Origin of the sequence: Halomonas sp. GT, from assembly GCF_002082565.1 — a bacterium.
Taxonomy (GTDB): Bacteria; Pseudomonadota; Gammaproteobacteria; order Pseudomonadales; family Halomonadaceae; genus Vreelandella.
This window is the reverse complement of record NZ_CP020562.1, coordinates 3,166,969-3,187,774: the sequence shown is the minus strand read 5'-3', so window position 1 is coordinate 3,187,774 and position 20,806 is coordinate 3,166,969. Positions and strand designations below refer to the sequence as shown.

20 protein-coding genes are annotated in these 20,806 nt (G+C 53.0%); 18 read left to right on the top strand and 2 right to left on the bottom strand.

The annotated features are described in order from the left end of the window. Position 1: 1 nt before the first annotated feature. From B6A39_RS14660 to B6A39_RS14650, 3 genes are read left to right on the top strand one after another with little or no spacing between them, the layout of a single operon-like run. The gene (locus tag B6A39_RS14660) at positions 2 to 679 is read left to right on the top strand and encodes an amino acid ABC transporter permease (protein ID WP_083006874.1); all 678 of its coding nucleotides are present in this window, start codon (positions 2 to 4) and stop codon (positions 677 to 679) included. Beyond that, positions 676 to 1,332: an amino acid ABC transporter permease gene (locus B6A39_RS14655; protein WP_022522260.1), complete on the top strand. Its 657-nt coding sequence runs from the start codon at positions 676 to 678 to the stop codon at positions 1,330 to 1,332. Before B6A39_RS14660 ends, B6A39_RS14655 begins: the two co-directional genes overlap by 4 nt. After that, positions 1,313 to 2,041 (top strand): amino acid ABC transporter ATP-binding protein, encoded by a 729-nt coding sequence (locus B6A39_RS14650; protein ID WP_083006873.1) that lies wholly within the window; start codon positions 1,313 to 1,315, stop codon positions 2,039 to 2,041. The genes B6A39_RS14655 and B6A39_RS14650 overlap by 20 nt, the downstream gene beginning before the upstream one ends. Positions 2,042 to 2,051: 10 nt before the next feature. On the opposite strand, the gene B6A39_RS14645 is transcribed toward B6A39_RS14650, so the two are convergent. Next, positions 2,052 to 3,500: a YfcC family protein gene (locus tag B6A39_RS14645; protein WP_083006871.1), complete on the bottom strand. Its 1,449-nt coding sequence runs from the start codon at positions 3,498 to 3,500 to the stop codon at positions 2,052 to 2,054. 281 nt (positions 3,501 to 3,781) lie between these two features. Here B6A39_RS14645 and B6A39_RS14640 point away from each other — a divergent pair, with 281 nt between their 5' ends. From B6A39_RS14640 to B6A39_RS14605, 8 genes are all read left to right on the top strand, one after another. Continuing rightward, complete coding sequence (locus B6A39_RS14640; protein ID WP_083006870.1) at positions 3,782 to 4,603, top strand: bifunctional allantoicase/(S)-ureidoglycine aminohydrolase; 822 nt, start codon at positions 3,782 to 3,784, stop codon at positions 4,601 to 4,603. Positions 4,604 to 4,714: 111 nt separating this feature from the next. Further along, positions 4,715 to 5,206, top strand: a complete 492-nt coding sequence (locus B6A39_RS14635) for an ureidoglycolate lyase (RefSeq protein ID WP_083006868.1) — start codon at positions 4,715 to 4,717, stop codon at positions 5,204 to 5,206. 92 nt (positions 5,207 to 5,298) lie between these two features. Next, positions 5,299 to 6,147, top strand: a complete 849-nt coding sequence (locus B6A39_RS14630) for a glutathione S-transferase N-terminal domain-containing protein (protein WP_083006867.1) — start codon at positions 5,299 to 5,301, stop codon at positions 6,145 to 6,147. 105 nt (positions 6,148 to 6,252) lie between these two features. Continuing rightward, positions 6,253 to 7,737, top strand: a complete 1,485-nt coding sequence (gene pyk / locus B6A39_RS14625) for a pyruvate kinase (protein ID WP_083006865.1) — start codon at positions 6,253 to 6,255, stop codon at positions 7,735 to 7,737. 3 nt (positions 7,738 to 7,740) lie between these two features. After that, positions 7,741 to 8,508 carry a molybdate ABC transporter substrate-binding protein gene (modA, locus tag B6A39_RS14620; RefSeq protein ID WP_083006864.1) on the top strand — a complete coding sequence of 256 codons (768 nt, stop codon included), beginning with the start codon at positions 7,741 to 7,743 and terminating at the stop codon, positions 8,506 to 8,508. Next, a complete protein-coding gene (gene modB / locus B6A39_RS14615) occupies positions 8,508 to 9,176 on the top strand; it encodes a molybdate ABC transporter permease subunit (RefSeq protein ID WP_083006862.1) in 669 nt (222 codons plus the stop codon). The genes modA and modB overlap by 1 nt, the downstream gene beginning before the upstream one ends. Further along, positions 9,169 to 10,374 (top strand): ABC transporter ATP-binding protein, encoded by a 1,206-nt coding sequence (locus tag B6A39_RS14610; protein ID WP_232318720.1) that lies wholly within the window; start codon positions 9,169 to 9,171, stop codon positions 10,372 to 10,374. Before modB ends, B6A39_RS14610 begins: the two co-directional genes overlap by 8 nt. After that, positions 10,371 to 10,895, top strand: a complete 525-nt coding sequence (locus B6A39_RS14605) for a DUF192 domain-containing protein (protein ID WP_083006861.1) — start codon at positions 10,371 to 10,373, stop codon at positions 10,893 to 10,895. Before B6A39_RS14610 ends, B6A39_RS14605 begins: the two co-directional genes overlap by 4 nt. Before the next feature lie 108 nt (positions 10,896 to 11,003). Here B6A39_RS14605 and B6A39_RS14600 read toward each other — a convergent pair whose 3' ends face one another. Continuing rightward, on the bottom strand, positions 11,004 to 11,870 hold the full coding sequence (locus B6A39_RS14600; RefSeq protein WP_083006859.1) for a DMT family transporter: 867 nt from the start codon (positions 11,868 to 11,870) through the stop codon (positions 11,004 to 11,006). Between the two features lie 249 nt (positions 11,871 to 12,119). Here B6A39_RS14600 and B6A39_RS14595 point away from each other — a divergent pair, with 249 nt between their 5' ends. The 7 genes from B6A39_RS14595 (at position 12,120) to B6A39_RS14565 (ending at position 20,677) form a co-directional block, all read left to right on the top strand. Next, complete coding sequence (locus B6A39_RS14595; protein WP_083006858.1) at positions 12,120 to 13,130, top strand: DctP family TRAP transporter solute-binding subunit; 1,011 nt, start codon at positions 12,120 to 12,122, stop codon at positions 13,128 to 13,130. 62 nt (positions 13,131 to 13,192) lie between these two features. Beyond that, positions 13,193 to 13,672, top strand: coding sequence for a TRAP transporter small permease (locus B6A39_RS14590; RefSeq protein ID WP_083006856.1), 480 nt, complete (start codon positions 13,193 to 13,195; stop codon positions 13,670 to 13,672). Further along, complete coding sequence (locus B6A39_RS14585; RefSeq protein ID WP_083006854.1) at positions 13,662 to 14,963, top strand: TRAP transporter large permease; 1,302 nt, start codon at positions 13,662 to 13,664, stop codon at positions 14,961 to 14,963. The genes B6A39_RS14590 and B6A39_RS14585 overlap by 11 nt, the downstream gene beginning before the upstream one ends. A 427-nt stretch (positions 14,964 to 15,390) precedes the next feature. Next, a complete protein-coding gene (locus B6A39_RS14580; protein ID WP_038477850.1) occupies positions 15,391 to 16,365 on the top strand; it encodes a TAXI family TRAP transporter solute-binding subunit in 975 nt (324 codons plus the stop codon). A 137-nt stretch (positions 16,366 to 16,502) separates the two neighbouring features. Continuing rightward, positions 16,503 to 19,097, top strand: a complete 2,595-nt coding sequence (locus tag B6A39_RS14575) for a TRAP transporter permease (protein WP_083006853.1) — start codon at positions 16,503 to 16,505, stop codon at positions 19,095 to 19,097. Positions 19,098 to 19,108: 11 nt separating this feature from the next. Further along, positions 19,109 to 19,537: a universal stress protein gene (locus B6A39_RS14570; protein ID WP_083006851.1), complete on the top strand. Its 429-nt coding sequence runs from the start codon at positions 19,109 to 19,111 to the stop codon at positions 19,535 to 19,537. A gap of 321 nt (positions 19,538 to 19,858) precedes the next feature. Continuing rightward, the gene (locus B6A39_RS14565; RefSeq protein ID WP_083006849.1) at positions 19,859 to 20,677 is read left to right on the top strand and encodes a DUF2189 domain-containing protein; all 819 of its coding nucleotides are present in this window, start codon (positions 19,859 to 19,861) and stop codon (positions 20,675 to 20,677) included. Positions 20,678 to 20,806 lie beyond the last annotated feature (129 nt).

The following is a 20,806-nucleotide window of genomic DNA, read 5'->3' as shown; positions in this document are numbered from 1 at the left end:
CATGGGGCCAACACTCGATTTTCTTACCCTGTTGCCCTACGCCAGTGAGCTTCTCAAAGGATTTACCACCACGGTCATTTTGACCGTGGTGACGACCTTAACGGGATTGTCGCTGGCAGTGGCGGTAGCCTATTTACGCGTGAATGCGCAGCCTTGGGTGCGCTGGGGGCTAGGCGGCTACGTTGAAGTAACCCGTAACACCCCCTTTATTGTTCAACTGTTTTTTATCTTCTTTGGGCTGCCGGGGCTCGGCATCAAAATTGATGCCATTACCGCGGCGTTTATTGCCATGACGCTCAATCTTGCTGCTTACAGTGCCGAGATTCTACGCGCCGGTATTAGCGCCACGGCCAAAGGGCAGTTGGAAGCTGGGCGTGCATTGGGTATGACCACGCTGCAAAGCTATCGCCATATCGTGCTGGTGCCCGCGTTTGCCAGGGTATACCCGGCGCTGATCAGTCAGTCGATCATTGTAATGTTGGGTTCGGCGGTGGTGTCGCAAATATCGGTATTTGACCTGACCTACGCCGCTAACTTTATCCAATCGCGCAACTTCCGCAGCTTTGAAGTCTATCTCCTGATCACGTTGGTCTATTTGCTCCTCGCCTTCGGCATGCGGCGCAGCTTTATGCTGATAGGCAAGCGGGTATTCGCCTATCAGCAAGGAGAACAACGATGATTGAGTTCACCTTCTGGGACATTCTGCGCAACCTGCTGCTGGCAACCCGCTGGACCATTGTGCTGTCATTGATTGCCTTTGTGGGCGGTGCGACGGTGGGGTTACTACTGACCTTCATGCGCCTCTCCAGCAACCGCTGGCTGCAGCGCTTAACGTCTCTTTATGTTGACCTGTTCCAAGGTACACCGCTATTGATGCAGCTGTTTTTGATCTTCTTTGGCGCTGCTGCCATGGGGCATCCGATCTCTGCCTGGCTGGCGGCTTCCATCGCACTGACGCTGTTCACCAGTGCTTTCCTATGTGACATCTGGCGAGGCTGTTTAGAGGCGGTTGCCAAAGGGCAGTGGCACGCGGCGCGGGTGCTGGGCATGAACTACTTCCAGACCATGCGCCATGTGATTCTACCTCAGGCGCTGCGGCTTTCGATTCCACCCACGGTGGGTTTCTCGGTACAGGTCATCAAAGGCACGGCGCTGGCCTCCATCATTGGCTTTGTCGAGTTGACCAAGGCGGGCACCATGCTCAATAACGCCACCTTCGAACCCTTCACCATTTTTGCCCTTGTGGCCCTGCTTTACTTCGCGCTGTGCTACCCACTTTCCTGCTACGCGCGCTATCTGGAGAAAAAGCTCTATGACGCTGGTTTACGTTGATAACGTTCATAAAGCCTTTGGCGACCTGGAAGTGCTTAAAGGTATTAACCTTTCGGTTGCGCAAGGCGAAGTGGTGGCGATTATTGGCCGCAGTGGCTCGGGTAAAAGTACTCTGCTGCGCTGCCTGAATCAGCTCGAAAAACACGACAGCGGTGAGATCACCATTGCCGATAAGCAGCTGGATGCGGCGTCAATGTCGCCCAAAGAGCTGAGTGAAAACGTCGGCATGGTATTCCAAAGCTTTAACCTGTTTCCCCATAAAACCGTCGGTGAGAACGTCTGTTTGGCGCCGCTGGTGGTACGTGGCGAGGAAAAAGCTGAGGTCGAGAGAATTGCCCGTGAAGTGCTAGAGAAAGTCGGACTCTCCGACAAATACGATGCCTACCCGGCGCAGCTTTCCGGTGGACAGCAACAGCGGGTCGCCATTGCTCGGGCACTGGCCATGCGCCCCAAAGTAATGCTTTGCGATGAAGTAACGTCAGCGCTGGACCCCGAGTTGGTGGGGGAAGTGCTGCGCGTACTCGAAGCGTTGGCAAAAGAGGGTATGACGCTGATTCTGGTTACCCATGAAATGAGCTTTGCCCGCGATGTGGCAGATCGCGTGGTGTTTATGCACCAGGGGCGCATCCATGAAGAGGGCGCCCCCAGCGAGCTATTTAGCAATCCGCAAACCCCGGAGTTGAAGCAGTTTATCTCTGCCGTACTCTAGTCGATCCCTTTTAACCGATCCACTGCGTTGCCTGAGCGAAAATAAGAAAGCCCAGGGCAATCACTATCCAGACGCAAAAAAGTGGGAAGAAGAATTTGACCCACTTTTGCCACGGCACACCCGCCAGTGCCAGGGTCGCCATAAAGTAGCCCGAGGTCGGATAAAGGATATTACCGATACCGTCACCCAACTGGAAGGCTAGCACCGCCGTTTGCCGGGTAACGCCGATGATGTCGGAGAGCGGTGCCATCAGCGGCATGGTGACCAGGGCCTGGCCGCTACCGGAGGGGACGATGAAATTGAAACCTAGCTGGGCGAAGAACATGCCAATCGCTGAAAGCAGGGTGGGCAGGCCTCCGACGAGGTTGCCAAGCCCAAATACCAGTGTGTCCATGATTTGGCCATCTTCCAGCATCACGGCAACACCCCGCGCCACGCCGGCGATCATGGCCCCAACTAATACATCGCGGAAACCCTGGTTGAAGCCTGCGCATATTTCGTCGGTATCGAGGCCTGCGATTAGGCCCACTACAATCCCCATGATGATAAACAGGCCTGCCATCTCCATCATGAACCAGCCTTGCTGCAGCACGCCATAGACGAGTACCGCGAAGAAGGCGAAGGTGGCAACGGCAGCCAGTTTCTGGCGAGCGGTGGCGATTAAGGTAGGGCTACTATCAGCATGCTGGTAAAGCGTACGTTTTTCGGATTCGCTAGTGTCACTGCTCAGCAGGCTAAGCGAAGGAGTCTGGTGCACCCTGCGGGCGTAACGCATAACGAAGAAAATGGCCGCGGCTAACATCACCACAAACGCCAGGACGCGCAAGCCATAGCCGGAGTAAAGAGGAAGATCTGAGAGTTGCTGCCCAAGGCCGGTATTGATGGGGTTGAGTACACCCGTTGTGAAGCCGACGGTGGTGGCGCAGAGTGCCACTGCCGCTGCAGTGACTGAGTCGAAACGTAAGGCAATCATTAGCGGCAAGATAACCGGCACATAGACCAGCGCCAACTCTTGCGTACCGATAACGGTCGCGATCAGTGCAAATACCGTCATCAATACGGGAATAGTGAGTAAGCTCTGTCGTGCAAAGCGACGCGTTAGCTTATCAACGCCTATTTCAATAATACCGGTGCGTCTTAGCACCATAAACATGCCGCCAATCATGAAGGTGAAAAAGACGACTTCACCGGCACTCATCAAACCATTAGGAATCGCCAGCATAAAGTCGACGAGGCTAACTGGAGATGCAGCGACCTGTTCGTAAGAGGATGGATCGATAGTGATACGTCCGTTCGGTCCAGGAACACGCTCGAACTGTCCGGCAGGCACGAAATGCGTCGCTATTGCTGCTAAGCCGATAAAGATGAACAGAACCACGTAAATATCAGGGATCCGACACCAGCTTTTTTTAGCCGCTGGGCTATCAGAGGAAGACGAAGAGGAGGGGCGTTGGGACATGTTATGCCTCGCGTTATAAGGCCGCCATACATGACGGCTATTGTTATTAATACTTACCTTGAGCAATGACATGGTCCGTGGGAGCAACGAGCAGGTCGACCAAAGTTGCTGTATATGGGCATGTCCGTTTAGTTTTAGAGTTATGAAACGAAAGTTGCTAAATAATTTACTCTTGGGAGGATTGTTTCACAAGTATTTCGTGAAATCGCTTTATTGTGGCTCGTTAATATTGTATACAATATGAGAGTATTGTGTCTTCACTTGGTCATATAGGTTCCAAAATGCCAGCTAACTACTACGCCCCTACGGGGGGGCATCCGCCACAAACACAGCTAACCGCTGATCGTGCCGTGTTCACAGAAGCGTATGCGTTGATTCCCAAAGGTGTGATGCGCGATATCGTCACTAGCAATTTGCCTTTCTGGGAAGGTACTCGGTTATGGGTGCTGGCGCGTCCGCTTTCAGGCTTTGCTGAAACGTTCTCTCAATACATTATGGAAGTACAGCCTGAGGGCGGCAGTGAAAAGCCGGAGCTAGACCCCCAGGCCGAAGGCGTGCTGTTCATTGTGGAAGGCGAGTTAACGCTTACTCTGGCGGGTGAGCGCCACACGATGCGCCCTGGTGGCTATGCGTTTATTCCCCCGGGTAGCCACTGGCAAGTGCGCAATGAGTCTTCTGCTCCCGTACGTTTTCATTGGGTGCGTAAAGCGTATCAGTTTGTGGAGGGGCTAGACGTACCGACAGCTTTTGTCACCAATGAGCAAGACATTGCTCCTCTCGAAATGCCGGGAACCGAAGGTCGCTGGGCAACCACGCGCTTTGTCGATCCAGCTGATGTGCGCCATGACATGCACGTCAATATTGTGACTTTCCAGCCAGGCGGCGTGATTCCTTTTGATGAAACTCACGTGATGGAGCACGGGCTTTATGTATTAGAAGGGAAAGCGGTGTATCACCTTAACCAGCAATGGGTTGAGGTGGAGGCTGGCGACTTTATGTGGCTTCGGGCATTCTGCCCTCAAGCGTGTTACGCCGGCGGCCCGGGGCCATTCCGCTACTTGCTATACAAAGACGTCAACCGCCACGCCGCACTCAAGCTCTAATATTGAGCTCAGGCGTTGAAGTTCTGGGATATAAGTTCTGGTATATAAGTTCCGGCGTTGGCTGCTTCGCTGTGTTTTATCCGGCGAAGCAGACTATTTTAGGATTTTATAATGATTAAACTGATAGCCGAACCGCTAACAGCCGAGGCGTTTGCGCCTTTTGGCGATGTGATAGATGCCCGCACGTCAGCGTCGTTTCCTATTAATGCTGGTCGTACCCAGCGTCATCATGACCTGGCGAGCGTTGAAACATTAGGTGACAACGCCCACACGCTGATTAACATTTTTGTTAGCCAGCCGATTACGTTACCGTTGGAATTAACCTTTTTAGAGCGGCACCCTCAGGGTAGCCAAGCCTTTATGCCGCTGCATCAAGAGCGCTTTATTGTGGTGGTAGCCCCCCCTGGTGACACCATTAATGCCGCAGATGTACGTGCGTTTGTCACTGATGGCCGTCAGGGCGTCAATTATCGGGCAGGTACTTGGCACGCTATTCAGTCGGTGCTTGAGCGTGAGGGCGAGTTTCTAGTGGTAGATAGGGGGGGAGATGGCAATAACTGCGATGAGTACTCGCTTGATATTATCGTTACTCTAGGCGAATAACTTGCGCTAACAGCATACGGTTGTCATCTTGCTCAGGTTAGCTTTTGACTGAACGAGAAAAATAGAGCGCACATTGTGCGTAGGAGACCAGCATGTCACAAGCCCACCGTTTGCCAAAACTACTCAAAATGCTGCGTCACTACGACGATCCCGTCAGCGGTGCGGATCTGGCTGAAGCGCTGGGGATACCGCTGAGTGTTCTCTACAAAGATATTGCTGTGCTTAGAGCGGTAGGGATAGAAATTGTTAGTGAACCAGGGCAAGGCTATGTGCTCCCGGCTAGCGCTCAATTACCTCCCCCAGCGCTGAGCGAACCGACCAACGCACTGTCTGACGAACTGATTTTCTATACCCACCCCCTTTCGCGGGGAGGCATTGTGCACTGGATGCTTGAAGAGCTGGGTGTACCTTATCGCTTAGTGATCCTGGAGTACGGATCCACTATGTATTCGCCAGACTATTTAGCCATCAACCCGGTGGGGAAGGTGCCGGCTATTCGCCACGGTGAGCGAGTGGTCACAGAGGCTGCGGCTATCTGTGCGTATCTTGCCGATGCATTCCCCGAGGCTGGTTTGGCACCGCCGCTTTCAGCAAGAGACAACTATTATCGCTGGTTATTCTTCGCTGCTGGGCCGTTAGAAGCTGCTGCTTCGCTGAATAGCTTGGGCTTCCAACCTAATGCAGAGCAGCGGATGCGGCTAGGGTCTGGCGACTATGCGACGGTTATTGACGCTCTGGCTACGGCCGTTGATGGGCGCCGCTTCATCGCTGGCGATGCTTTTAGCGCCGCCGATGTTTATGTCGGTTCCCACATTGGATGGGGAATGCAGTTTGGAACCCTTCCACGCCGTCCTGAATTCGAATATTACTGGGCGGGGCTGCAAAACCGTCCTGCACGGCAGCATTGTGAGCTGTTCATCCAGCAGGCGTTGGCACAGTAGTTACCCTGTACTTGTAAAAGGGGGGATGCGAAAGATGTAATCGTCCCCACGCTGATGAACGCTTATTAAGTTTTTGTTCTCATTCTATTAATAATTAGGAAAACTATGAACGCACTGCACTTCTCTTCGATCCGTCGTACTAAAATTGTCGCCACCCTTGGCCCCGCCAGCGACCGGGAAGGTGTCTTAGAAGCCATGTTAGCGGCGGGTGTTGATGTGGTGCGTTTAAACTTCTCTCATGGCACAGCAGATGATCATCGCCGACGCTTAGTGCGCGTGCGTGAAATTGCTGCCCAGTTGGGCCGAAGCGTCGCTGCGCTGGGTGACCTTCAAGGCCCTAAAATTCGTATCGCGCGCTTCAAAGAGGGGGCTGTGGTTCTTCAAGAGGGCCAGCCGTTTATACTCGATATGGCGCTTGATGGTGATGCGGGCGATGTGCACCAAGTGGGCTGCGACTACAAAACCTTGGCACAAGATGTGACTGCCGGTGATCGCTTACTGCTAGATGATGGCCGTGTGGTACTGGATGTCACACGGGTAGATGGCCAGCAGGTGCACACCGAGGTGGTTGTGGGCGGTAAGCTCTCCAACCACAAAGGTATTAACAAGCAGGGTGGTGGGCTTTCTGCTCCCGCGTTGACCGAGAAAGATAAAATCGACCTAAAAACCGCTGTTGAGATTGGTGTCGACTACCTTGCTATCTCATTTCCCCGTCATGCGGAAGATATGTTAGAGGCGCGCCGTCTACTCGGTGAGGCAGGTAAGGATATTGGTTTAGTTGCCAAGGTGGAACGTGCTGAAGCCGTTGCGGATGAGGCAACCCTTGACGGCATTATTGAAGCATCAGAAGCGGTCATGGTGGCGCGTGGCGATTTGGGGGTAGAGATTGGCGATGCCAAGTTGGTCGGCGTGCAAAAACGCATGATCAAACGCGCACGATCGCTTAACCGCGCCGTGATTACTGCCACACAAATGATGGAAAGCATGATTTCAGCGCCACTGCCTACCCGCGCAGAGGTGTTTGATGTTGCCAACGCGGTGCTGGATGGCAGTGATGCGGTAATGCTTTCCGCCGAAACAGCCGCAGGCGACTACCCACTAGAAACCGTAGAGGCGATGGCACGAGTATGCTTAGGCGCCGAGCGTGAGAAAACAGCCCAGGAGTCAGGACACCGTATTCATGAAGGTTTTTCGCGGCCAGACGAAACCATTGCACTTTCGGCAATGTATGCTGCTAACCATATGAAAGGCGTTACTGCGATTGCCTGTATGACCTCCTCGGGTTATACGCCGCTAATTGCCTCGCGTATTCGTTCAGGCTTACCTATCGTGGGTCTTGCCCACACTCCCATTGCTCAACGTCGTATGGCGCTTTATCGTGGTGTTGTATCATTGCCGTTTGATACCTCAGAAATGAGCGCTACAGAGTTGAATGATGAAGCGTTGACGCTACTGGTCAAGCAGGGTGTTGTTACGCTTGGCGATCATGTGATACTGACTCGTGGTGATCATATGAACGCTCATGGCGGCACTAATACCATGAAGATCATGGCAATTACCGAACAGCATGTTGAGCAAGCGCAGCGCTGATTGATGCGAATCCTGCTGTTAGCGTGTTTGCTGTTTATTGCTGCGCCTGTGTTTGCAGGCGCACCTATTATTGCGGCAGCTTCTAACCTGCAGTTTGCGTTGGAAGAGTCTGCGGAACGCTTTACCCAGCAAACGGGCCATACTCTGCGCCTCAATTTTGGCTCCTCCGGAAATTTTCGCCGTCAAATTGCTCAAGGGGCCCCTTTTGAGCTGTTTCTCTCAGCGAACGAAAGCTTTGTAAAAGCGCTTTATCAAGAAGGCCACGTCGATAACGAGGGCGTTCTTTACGCTCGTGGAAGGCTTGCGTGGGCACAACCTAAAGGAAAGTACCCGCCACCTGACCCGCACGCGCCGCTTAATGGTGTTCATGAGGCTATCGCCGCACTTGATGAAGGGCTACGCCAGCGTATTGCGATAGCCAGCCCTGAACACGCGCCTTATGGAGTTGCTGCTCAAGAGGTATTGCAAAATGCGGGGCTGTGGGAAACAACCGAGCCATTACGCATTCAAGGTGAAAATGTGTCGCAAACGCTGCAGTTTGCCCTGTCGGATGATGCTCGTGGCGGGTTAGTGGCGTACTCTTTAGTGCTGGCTTCAACACTCAGCGAGCGAAGTGAGTTTGTGCTGATTCCCGAAACGTGGCACACGCCGCTGTACCAACGCATGGTATTGACACCCCAGGCAGGAGACGTGGCGCAGGCGTTCTATGCATGGCTTCAGCAAGCAGAGGCGCAAACTATTTTCCAACAGTACGGTTTTAATACAGATTGATGGACTGGACAGCGCTTTCGGTATCGCTGCGCTTAGCAGGATTGACCTGCCTCTTTTTGCTGCCCATTGGGGTGTGGCTAGGCCGTACGTTGGCTACCGCACACTTTCGTGGCAAAGGGCTTTGTGAAGCGCTAGTGGCCTTGCCGTTAGTGCTGCCACCCACCGTGCTCGGCTTTTATTTGCTACAGCAATTTGGCCGCGACGCACCTTTGGGAAGCATGTGGGCCTCGTTCACAGGGGGCGGGCTCAACTTCACTTTTAGCGGTATCTTGCTAGCCTCATTAATTGCTAATTTACCTTTTGCGATTCAGCCTATTCAGCGCGCGTTTGAGAATGTACCAACCAACCTGCGTGAAGCTGCCTGGTGCAGCGGGTTGAGCCCCTGGCAAACTTTTTTACGCATTGAACTACCGTTGGTATGGCCAGGCATTCTTTCCGCTGTTGCATTAACATTTGCTCATACGTTGGGAGAGTTTGGGGTGATTTTAATGGTTGGTGGTGCGATTGATGGAGAAACGCGCACGCTAGCGATTGCCATCTATGATCGGGTACAGGCGTTTGATGAACAGGGCGCCGCACGTATGTCAGCGCTGCTGCTATTGGTGTCTTTAACGACTCTAGGGCTGGTATACGGGCTTGCAGGCAGGCGCAGGTGGGTGCGTGGCTAAAGTGATCACTGGCAGTGGACTGGAGGTAATGGCCAAGCAGTGCGGCCCGATACCGCTGGACGCGACATTTCGCTGCCCAGCGGGGGAGCTTTTAGCGCTGGTAGGCCCGTCCGGTAGTGGCAAAACCACGTTGCTACGTACCATTGCAGGCCTGTATCAACCAGAGCAGGGCCATGTGGCATGCTTGAGCAACACTTGGTTGGCAACGGAGCAGCGCTACTCCCTCACTCCCCAGCAGCGTAAAATTGGAATAGTGTTTCAAGATTATGCGTTGTTTCCCCATCTCAATGCGTTAGCGAATGTCCAGCTTGCCCTGGGGCATCTTCCCCACTCTGAACGTCCGGAAAGAGCGAAACTGTGGCTTGCCAATGTGCGTTTGGAGGGGCTGGAAAAGCGCTTTCCCAGCGAACTGTCTGGCGGCCAGCGCCAGCGGGTGGCGCTTGCACGCGCCTTAGCGCGTGAGCCGCAGGTATTGCTGCTAGATGAACCCTTCTCAGCCGTTGATCAGGTGACCCGACGCCGATTGCAGCGAGAACTGGCGCTGTTGCGTCAGCAAATATCGATTCCGATTATCCTGGTTACCCACGATTTAGAAGAAGCCGCTGCGTTAGCAGATCAAATTTGCGTGCTGCATAACGGCGTAAGTCTGCAGCAGGGGAGCCCGGAAACACTGTTTCGGCGGCCTGCTTCGCCGCTGGTGGCAAGGCTTTTAGATCGCCACAATATTTTCGAAGGTGAAGTTGCCAGTGTTAATGGCCAGAAACGGCTGCAGTGGGGAGATCGATACTTAGAGGTTGCCGGTGGCATCACTGATCTGCCGCAGGGTGAGAGAGTAACCTGGTACTTACCGCCTTCCGATATTGTGCTGCATCGCCGTGGTCGGCCTTCACAGGGTGAGCGTGAAAACCCTGTGGCCGCTACCGTGCATGAAATGGTTGTTCTTGGCGGTATCACCTCGATCTCGCTGCGCGTATTGCATGGCGATATGCTACGTTTCGATATCGCCACCCATGCCGCTAGGCGCAACCAGCTAGCACTGGGGGAGCAGGTGTATGTCTCTCTGCTTGCTGAAGGCATTCATATTATGTCAGGAAAGCATGTTGCTATGTCCTCACGCCATACGTCCTCAAATAATCAGTCTTCAAATAACCAGTCTTCTAATAACATGTCCTCTCATCATAAAAGGAATCTGTCATGACTGTTACTCGCCGTCAGCTACTGAAGACGTCTTTAGGAGTTTCGCTAGCGGCGAGTTTACCGTTGCCGCTGTTGAGCGCTTGGGCTGGTGAGTCTCGCCAAGCCTCGACATTGCCGCTGGCGATTCACAGCCAGAAAGGCCCCCACCGATTAGATGTTGAAGTGGCTGAGACCGCTTCTCAGCGACAGCGCGGCTTGATGGAACGCGAGCACCTGCCGGAAGCGCGTGGCATGCTATTTCGGTTCGAGAGCGAACAGCCCGCTGGCAACGCCTTCTGGATGTACCGCACGTTAATCCCGCTGGATATTGCTTTTATCAACGGTGAAGGGCGCATTGTAGCGATTAACACCATGCAACCCTGTGCGTCCGATACCCCTCGAGAGTGTCCTACCTATCCAGCCGGTGCGTCATACCATGCTGCGCTGGAGGTAAATGCAGGCTACTTCGCTGAGCGCGGTATTCAGGTGGGCGACTGCGTATCAGTCCCTGCGCTGGCAGGATTTTGCCGTCCTGATACCTAGCATTTATAACGAGCACTTATAACAACGGGCACTTATAACAACAGGCACTTATAACAACAGGCACTTATAACAACGGGCACTTAGAAACAGTACGCCGACACCGGCGTACTAAAGAGGCTTTGCTGGAGGACGTTTGCCAACGTTGAGTACAATCAAGGCAATACCGGCTACCACGAGGCCCCCGCCTAACAGCTTATGGATACCTAGGCTGTCGCCCATTAATAGCGCGCCCAAGCCAACAGCGAGTACCGGTACCAGCAAGGTCATTGGCACCACGCGATTCACAGGGTGGCGGCGTAGTAAGGCGTACCAAATGCCGTAAGCAACAATTGATGACATCACGGCGGTGTAAATCATCGCTCCCCACCCGCGCCAACTCGCTTGTTGAATGGCTTGCCACTGGCCAGTTTCAAACAGCCAAGACCCTAGCGCGACCTGGGGAATCGCAAACAGCGCTACCCAGCCCGCTAATGCTAATGGAGCAATAGGCGGGCCGCGCTTAATCAACAGTTGGGAAACTGCCCAGCCTAAGGCGCTTAACAAAAGAATGGTCAGCGGCAGCGGCGAGGGTAGCGTTGGCCCGCCGGCCAGCACAATGACGCCAGCGAAAGAGAGCAACAGCCCCGCGATGCGCTTTGCCCCCAGTTTTTCTTTGAGAAACACCACCGCTAGCAGCGTGGCAAAAGGCGTGCCCATCTGCACCAGAAGTGCGCCTGTGCCTGCCTCTGCTTGGCCTAAGCCAATAAATAGCAGTGCAAAATGCAGGCTGCCAAACGTAAACGAAAGCAAGAGCAGAAAAGGCAGCTGAGCTCGAGCGACAGGGTAGAAAGGCACCAATAGAACAGCGACCAGCATAAAGCGCAGGGTCGTCATTAGTAGTGGCGGTAGCTCCGCCACACCCACCTTTATGACAATGATATTCAGCGCCCAAATGGCGATGACAAATAGGCCTAATAACAGGTCGCGTAGTGGCACGTTGATATCCGTTGGTAACGATTTAACAGTGGCTTTAGCATATCAGTAAGCGCTACTGCAGCGTAATGGCACGGAGTTCATCCATCTGCAGTTAACGGCGAAATGCTAACGACCGGCTTCCTTTAAACTCATGAGTGCCTACAATAGAGCGTTGCCTGCTTTAGCGCTTATTTTGTAGCAAAAAGCGGCACACTGTGGGTAGATAATAGATATCGCTGGATACCAACTGATAAAAAAGGATCGACAATAATGACGCTGACACGCTCTATGGCTCGTTTAACGGTAGGCTTAGCTGGTGCGGCCTTACTCTCGGCTTCTTTCTCTGCACAAGCACGTGAACTCTCTGTTTCCACTGTTTTATCTGATGCTTTCCCATGGGGGCAGGCGGCGGAAAAGTGGGCGGAGTTGGTGGAAGAGCGCAGTGGTGGAGAACTAACGCTGCGGGTTTACCCGAACTCTCAGTTGGTTTCCGGTGACCAAACTCGTGAGTTTTCGGCCATGCGTTCGGGGCTAATTGATGCTGCGGTAGGCTCGACGATTAACTGGTCGCCTCAGGTTCCTGAACTGAATTTATTCTCTTTACCATTCTTTATTCCCGATGAAGCTGCTGTGGATGCCGTGACCGGTGGAGATGCAGGGGAGTTGGTTTTTGCGGCGATTGAATCACGTGGTGTGATGCCATTGGCCTGGGGCGAAAATGGCTTTCGGCAAGTTTCGAACTCCCGTGGGCCGATTAGTCAGCCTGAAGATTTGGATGGCCTGAAAATTCGCGTGGTTGGTTCACCGCTGTTTCAGGATACTTTTTCTGCCCTTGGAGCAGACCCTACGCAAATGAGCTGGACAGATGCCCAGCCAGCATTGACCACTGGTGCGGTTGATGGGCAAGAAAATCCGCTTTCAGTATTTGACGTTGCGCGTATCGATCAGGTGGGACAGGTACATTTAACGCTCTGGAACTACATGAACGATCCGCTGATTTTTGCGGTAAACCAGCAGGTATGGCAGTCGCTCGATGAAGAGCAGCAAGTGCTGTTGCGCGAAACGGCCATTGAAGCGGGGGAGTGGGAAATTGCCATGACGCGCGAGGAAGAAAGCGAACGCCTGACGGCCATTCAAGAGCGCGGTGTTACGGTTACCGAATTAACCGATGAGCAATACCAAGCCTTTGTTGAAGCCACTCAGTCCGTGTATGAAAAATGGGCGCCGCGTATTGGCGAAGACGTGGTAAATGCTGCTCAGTCGGCTATCGACGCACGTTAATAACTCCTTAGTATTTTAACTACCGGCCTTTATGGCCGGTAGCTTTTTGTTATGAGGCTGCCATGAAAGGCTTTCCCGATGCACGCCCTGAGCGCTGGCTGGGCGCGCTGTCACTTATTATTATTTCGTTGATTAGTTTGGGAAATGTAGTCACACGTTACCTGACAGGCGGCTCATTTTCGTTTACTGAAGAATTTTCCGTATTTTTGCTGGTAGTGCTGACGTTTGCTGGGGCGTCGGTGGCGCTTAGGCGAAACCGCCATATTCGTATCGGTTTTTTGGAGAGGGCATTACCAGGGCGCTGGCGCACTGCACTTATCTTTTTTCAAGCTTTATGCGGGTTAGCCGTCTTAGGCTTGATTACTTGGTATGGTGGAAAACTAGCCTGGCAGGAGTACCAATGGGAGTCGCTCTCGCCAGGGTTAGGGTTGCCCCAGTGGTGGTACTTGGTATGGCTTCCGATATTGTCAGTTGCCATGGTATGGCGTCTTGTTCAGCAAACCCGAGATCGATTGAGCGGAGGGCTAAATAATGACGCCTGATGTCTGGATGATTCTCGCCTTTGCCGGGTTTTTAATAGCGGGTGTGCCAGTGGCATTTTCGCTTGCGTTAGCTGGCTCGGTGGGTATTGTCGCTGGGCTTTCTCCCGATATGCTGGCAACGTTAGGCACGAATACCTATAACAGCATCGCCAAGTACCCTTTGATTGCGATACCGCTCTTCATACTGACTGGACTGATTTTTGAGCGCTCTGGTGTGGCGCTACGTTTGGTACGCTTTGCGCAGGCACTTATTGGGCCTCGCCATGGCGGCCTGGCACTCGTCGCTGTGTTGGTGTGCATGATTATGGGGGGCATGAGTGGGTCAGGCCCAGCGGATGCAGCGGCAGTGGCTATGGTAATGCTGCCAAGTATGACGAAAGCGGGCTATCCAAAGCCATTTTCCGCAACACTCATTGCAGCATCAGCATCCACCGCTATTTTAATCCCTCCTTCTGTGGCACTAATTCTTTACTCGATTGTGGTGCCTGGTGTCGATCTGCGCGCGTTATTTGCTGCAGGACTTTTTCCCGGCATTTTGGCGGGGCTAGCGCTGCTGGTGCCTGCGATGATTGTCGCTAAGCGTTTCGGCTGGGAAGGAACACCGGTAGCAGGCGCTGAAACCTTGACCGTGCGTGCGACGTTTAGGCAGGCGTTGCCCGCCTTGTTTGCTCCTGTGCTCATTTTAGGAGGGTTGCGCTCAGGCCTGTTTACCCCGACAGAAGCTGCCGTAGTAGCGGTTGCCTATGGCACTATCGTGGGGCTGTTTTTGACGAAAGAGCTTTCGTTACGTGACCTATGGGAGTTGTTAGGAGAGGCCGCGATTATTTCTGGAGTGGTGATGTTGATTATTGCCCTGGCAGGTATTTTTGCTTGGGCCGGTACCATGCTGGGGACTTTCCGCCATTTGGCAGAGTGGATTATTGGCTTAACCGACAACGGTGCTTTGTTGCTGGTGCTTGTGATGCTAGCGGTTTTGGTCGCTGGCATGCTGCTTGACGCTATTTCTATCTATCTCATCATGATGCCAGTGCTGATCCCCGTCATGCAGCACTTTGAATGGAACCCGGTTTGGTTCGGTATTCTGCTAGCCATGAATATTGCGATTGGACAATTTACCCCGCCGGTTGCGGTGAATTTAATGGTAACGACAGAGGTTGCCAAAATCCGTTTGGAAGAGACCTTGGGTTGGGCCTTGCTGTTTGTTTTGGCGATGGGGGGCGCACTCGCTCTTGTTGCCATTTTTCCAAGTATTGCGCTGTGGCTGCCATCGGTACTCGGCTATAACATCTAAAACACAAGCCTATGCCGGACGTAATTCGCCATAAGATGTTCAATCCGCTATACGCTATGCGAATACGGCATGGCTATTAACGGTAACTAAACGTAATTCATCGGTAATCTAAGTTTGTTGTCTGAGCTGCTTGTGGTAGGCAATGTCATCTATAGGGCATTGTCTCTAAGCATTAAGTGTATCTGTTGAACAGTAGGACTTAATTGCAAGCACTAGGATGTGTAGGGGCGCTATATCAGTCATGACTTGCTGTGTATTTCGCCAAGTATGTTTTTTTTCGCTAAAGTAGTAAGTGTCGGCTGTATTAGTCGACGTTGATAACAGATTGTCTTGAAAACGTTTTGGCAAAAAAACACCTGAGGGAATCGTTCAGCAGGTGGAGTTAAAGCGTATAACGCTCACAACATCAAGATAAAGAGGTGTGTCCATGAAACGCCATGTATTTTCCACTGCCGCCTTCTCTGGCGCGCTGATTGCGGCCGCAACATTTGCATCCCCGGCGGTTGCACAGGAACGCTTCATCACTATCGGCACCGGTGGCCAAACAGGTGTGTACTACGTAGTCGGTCAGTCGATCTGTCGATTGGTGAACCGTCTGGAAGACGCAGATATCAAATGTAATGCTCCTTCCACAGGTGGATCTGTCGCCAATATTAATGGTATCAAGTCTGGCGAATTGGACATGGGCGTTGCTCAGTCGGATGTCCAGTACCAAGCTTACAATGGCACCGGCAATTTCGAAGGCGAGGCCTATGAAGACCTGCGCGCGGTATTCCGTGTACACGGTGAGCCTTTGACTCTGCTTGCGCGTGCTGACTCGGGAATCGAAACGCTTGATGACCTGGAAGGTAAGCGCGTCAATATCGGCAACCCAGGCTCCGGGCAGCGCAACACCATGGAAGTGGTGATGAGGGCGAAAGGTTGGACCGAGGACTCTTTCTCGTTAGCGTCTCAGCTTGATGCCGCCGAAATGGCTGCCGCGCTTGCTGACAACAACATCGACGCTATGGCCTATGTCGTGGGTCACCCCAATGGGGCCATCCAGGAAGCGACCACCACCGTTGATTCGCATCTGGTACCTCTCAACGATGAGACGGTTCAGGGAATCGTTGACGAGTTCCCGTACTATTCCATGTCGGTCATTCCAGGTGGATTGTACAAAGGTAATGACGAAGACGTCGAAACTTTCGGCGTCGCAGCGACCTTCGTGACCACCGCGGAGACCGATGAAGACATCATCTACCAGACCGTCAAGGCGGTATTCGATAACTTCGATCGCTTTAAGCGCCTGCACCCGGCCTTCGAGAACCTCGACCCCGAAGACATGGTGACCTCTGGTCTGTCGGCGCCACTGCATGAAGGTGCCGCCCGTTACTACCGTGAACAAGGCTGGATCGAGTAACCGTATAGCTTGACGTACTGTTACCTTGGTAAGAAATGCGCGGCTACCCCAGGGTACCGCGCATTTTAGTTTAGAATGTTTATAGGGCATTTCGATATGGCAATTATGCGTCAATCGTCTCGGAGAAGGGCAGGCATATGACTGAAGATAAGAATAGACCTTCGGGAGCCGGAGTAGACTTGGAGGATATGGTAGCCTCCAGTGACACGGGAGCCCGTAAACCGAGCGGCATGCCCGGTAAGCTTCTGGTAAGCATTGCAGCGGCATGGTCTCTATTTCAATTGTGGATCGCTTCTCCAGTGCCCTTCATTTTGGGGTTTGGTGTTTTTAATGCCACTGAAGCTCGCTCTATCCACTTAGCTTTTGCGCTGTTTCTGGCCTATATGGCCTATCCAGCGCTAAAGCGTTCACCGCGCGACCGCATTCCCATTCAGGATTGGGTATTGGCCTCGGCTGCTGCCTTCTGTGGTGCCTATATGTTCATGTTTTATGAACAGCTATCTCAACGACCGGGGGCACCGATCCTACAGGATGTGATCATTGGGGTGGCGGGGCTCCTGTTGCTGCTTGAGGCAACGCGTCGAGCGCTTGGGCCACCGCTGATGATCATTGCCTCGATCTTCATTATCTATTCCCTTGCCGGGCCCTACATGCCAGGCATTCTTTCCCACCGGGGCGTAAGTCTCTTTGGTCTGGTTAATCACCAATGGCTGACTACCCAGGGGGTATTCGGTATCGCCCTTGGGGTATCGACTAGTTTCGTATTCTTGTTTGTGCTGTTCGGTGCCTTACTCGATAAGGCGGGTGCCGGCAACTATTTCATCAAGGTGGCGTTCTCGTTGCTGGGCCACTACAAGGGAGGGCCGGCCAAGGCCGCTGTGGTGGCATCGGGCATGACCGGTCTGATCTCGGGCTCCTCGATTGCCAACGTGGTAACTACCGGTACTTTCACCGTGCCGATGATGAAACGCGTCGGTTTTTCCGCCGAAAAGGCGGGTGCCGTCGAGGTGGCCTCCTCTGTCAACGGGCAGATCATGCCCCCCGTGATGGGGGCCGCGGCCTTCCTGATGGTCGAATATGTCGGTATCTCCTATGTGGAGGTCATCAAGCATGCCTTCCTGCCGGCACTGATTTCCTACATCGCCTTGATCTATATCGTCCATCTCGAGGCCATGAAGGCCAACCTGCAGGGCTTGCCAACCAGCAACCCACCCAAGCCGCTGGTGCGCAAGGTGATCGGCTTTTTGGGCGGTTTGTTGCTGATGATGGTAACGGCGCTGGTGGTCTACTACGGCCTGGGGTGGTTAAAACCCGTTCTGGGCTCCGCCACGCCTTGGGTGGTGAGTGTGGCTCTGGCGGTGATCTACATCGCACTGCTCAAGGTGGCTGCAGGCTACCCGGAGCTCGAACTCGATGATCCGAATGAGCCGATCTTCAAGTTGCCCCAGACTCGGCCAACAGTGATGGTCGGGCTGCAGTTTATTCTGCCGGTGATCGTGTTGGTGTGGTGCCTGATGGTGGAACGCTTGTCGCCTGGGCTGTCAGCATTCTGGGCCACGGTGTTCATGGTTTTCATCATCCTGACCCAGCGGCCCATCACGGCAATCTTCCGCGGACAGAGCGAGTTGGCCGAGGATATCCGTGCGGGTGTCCTTGATCTGTGGAGTGGCTTGGTGACCGGTGCCCGCAACATGATCGGCATCGGTATCGCCACCGCGACAGCCGGCATCATCGTTGGCGCGGTTTCCCAGACTGGTGTGGGCCTGGTGCTGGCCGATGTGGTGGAGATCCTCTCTATGGGGAACCTGATGCTGATCCTGCTGTTGACAGCAGTGCTCAGCCTGATCCTTGGCATGGGGCTGCCCACCACCGCCAACTACATCGTGGTGTCGGCACTGCTCGCCCCGGTGATCGTGCAGCTCGGTGAACAGAACGGTCTGCTGGTGCCGCTAATCGCCGTTCACCTGTTCGTGTTCTATTTCGGCATTATGGCCGATGTGACACCACCGGTGGGGCTTGCCTCTTTCGCGGCAGCGGCGGTCTCTGGGGGAGACCCGATACGGACCGGTTTTCAGGCCTTCTATTACAGCTTGCGGACCGCAGCGTTACCGTTCCTGTTCATCTTCAACACCGACCTGCTGCTGATCGACGTGAGCTTCCTGCAGGGCATCCTGATCTTCATCATATCGACGATCGCGATGCTGATCTTCGCTGCTGGCACCCAGGGATTCATGATCGTGCGTAACCGCTGGTATGAATCGATCCTGATGCTGCTGGTTGCGTTCACGCTGTTCCGCCCGGGGTTCTGGATGGACATGATCCATGATCCCTATGAGTCGGTGCCGCCATCACAATTCGTCCAGACGCTGGGTGATGTCGACGAGGAGAGCACGCTGCGGCTGCAGATCCGCGGTGAAGATGACTTCGGTGACCCGCTTACCACCTACATGATCCTGCCTGTGCCTGAAGGGCAGACGGGTGAGGAGCGCCTGGAGAACCTGGGGCTAGAGCTGCTGATCGAAGATGAGCGGGCCGTGGTCGACATGGTGGCCTTCGGCAGCACGGCAGCGGATCTTGGCCTGGACTTCGATCAAGAAATCATCGAGGTGTTGGCTCCTGTTGACCGTTGGACTAAAGAGCTGATGTGGATTCCTGCGTTCCTGGTCTTTGGGCTGATTGTATTGATGCAGCGCCGGCGTCGTAACAACACGTCAGCGACTGCTGCCGCATGAAGGAGAATGCCATGTATAGCAAGATCATGTTGCCGGTGGACTTGAATGAGGAAGCTTCTTGGTCAAAGGCGTTGCCTACAGCCCTGACGTTATGTCGTACTTTTGGTGCTTCGCTACATGTGGTTACGGTACTGCCGGATTACCGTATGCCTATGGTGGGTTCCTATTTTCCCAAGGACTTCGCTAAAAAGGCGCATGCAGCGATCACCGATGCACTCCATGACTTCATTAAGGAGAAAGTGCCTGAGGACATTCAGGTGCAAAGTGTCACTGTGGATGGATCCCCATGGGAGGGAATTATCAAGGCTGGTAAGAAACTGGATGTGGATCTGATCGTTATGGCATCACACACCAAGCGTAAATTTGTAGATTACGTTTTGGGCCCTAACGCTGAACATGTGGTTCATCATTCCAAGGTATCGGTAATGATCGTGCGTTGACGCTTTAGTACCGTATTGTTTGTTAAACGAACTCCAGGCCATTTGGCCTGGAGTTTTTGCTTGTGGGGTTATATTAACGCAGGCTAACGCATCGAATAAATTGGCGTTAATAGCATGAAAGCAGGATTTTTTGTACGCGATGTCTCTATACAACCCCACCTCGTCATTGCTCAGCTACATTAAAGATACGTTAAGCCATTAACTCATGGTTAACGAACTCATGCATGTGGCAACCTTTTTTCTGGGAAGAGGTTTTACTTCAACCGAAACTGGGTTTAAAAGGGCCACCGCTGCTGTGGGGTAAATCTAAGGAGTCATGCCATGAATGCAGCTACAACAAAAACGCACGACCGAGCAGATATGTCTAACGTAAAAATTACTATTAATAAGGTTGGTATGGATCGGCCGCGTGCATGGCTTGCCGCGGGGTTTGAGGATTTTCGTCGTGCAACAGCTATCAGTTTGACCTACGGTATGTTTTGGGTAGGACTAAGCATAGCCATTACAGCGGGTGCAATAACACTCGGTTACTGGTACTGGTTATTGCCTATGATCGCTGGATTTATGTTTGTTGGACCACTGGTGGCGGTAGGCTCCTATGGTATTAGTCTGGCACTTGAGCGGGGAAGAGTTCCTAACCTTGGAGATGCTTTCGGTAGCTGGCGCCCTCACGCAGGTCAGTTAGCAATGATGGGCGTGATGATGATGATTTTCTTCCTCGCCTGGATTCGTCTTGCAACTCTGCTGTTTGCGTTGTTCTTTGGATTTGAAGTACCTAACCCTGCCACCCTTTATACATCGCTGCTCACTACGCCTGAAGGCTTAGGTATGATTGCGGTAGGCTCAGTGGCAGGCGGTATTCTTGCTTTCGGCGCGTTTGCAATTAGCTCAGTGGCTATCCCAACGCTAATGGATCAGGATCTTACTTTCATGGAAGGTATTGAAGCTAGCGTACGTTGTGTTGCTAAAAACTTCCGTCCTATGCTGTTGTGGGCTGCTATTTTGACCGGCTGTGTTTTGATCGGTGTGCTTACGTTTTATATTGGCCTTGCACTCATTTTGCCAGTGTTGGGTCACGCAACATGGCATGCTTATGAAGACTTGGTGCGCTTTGAGCCAGTTGAAAAGCTTGAGACCTAGTAGTAGACGGCATTGAATAAAGCATTGAAACGTTGAGCCTTAAGCTAACGGTTGAGTAAAAAAGCATTTAACCTGACTATGTAAAAGAGATAGCGTAACCTTTACGCTATCTCTTTTTTTATTCAGAGT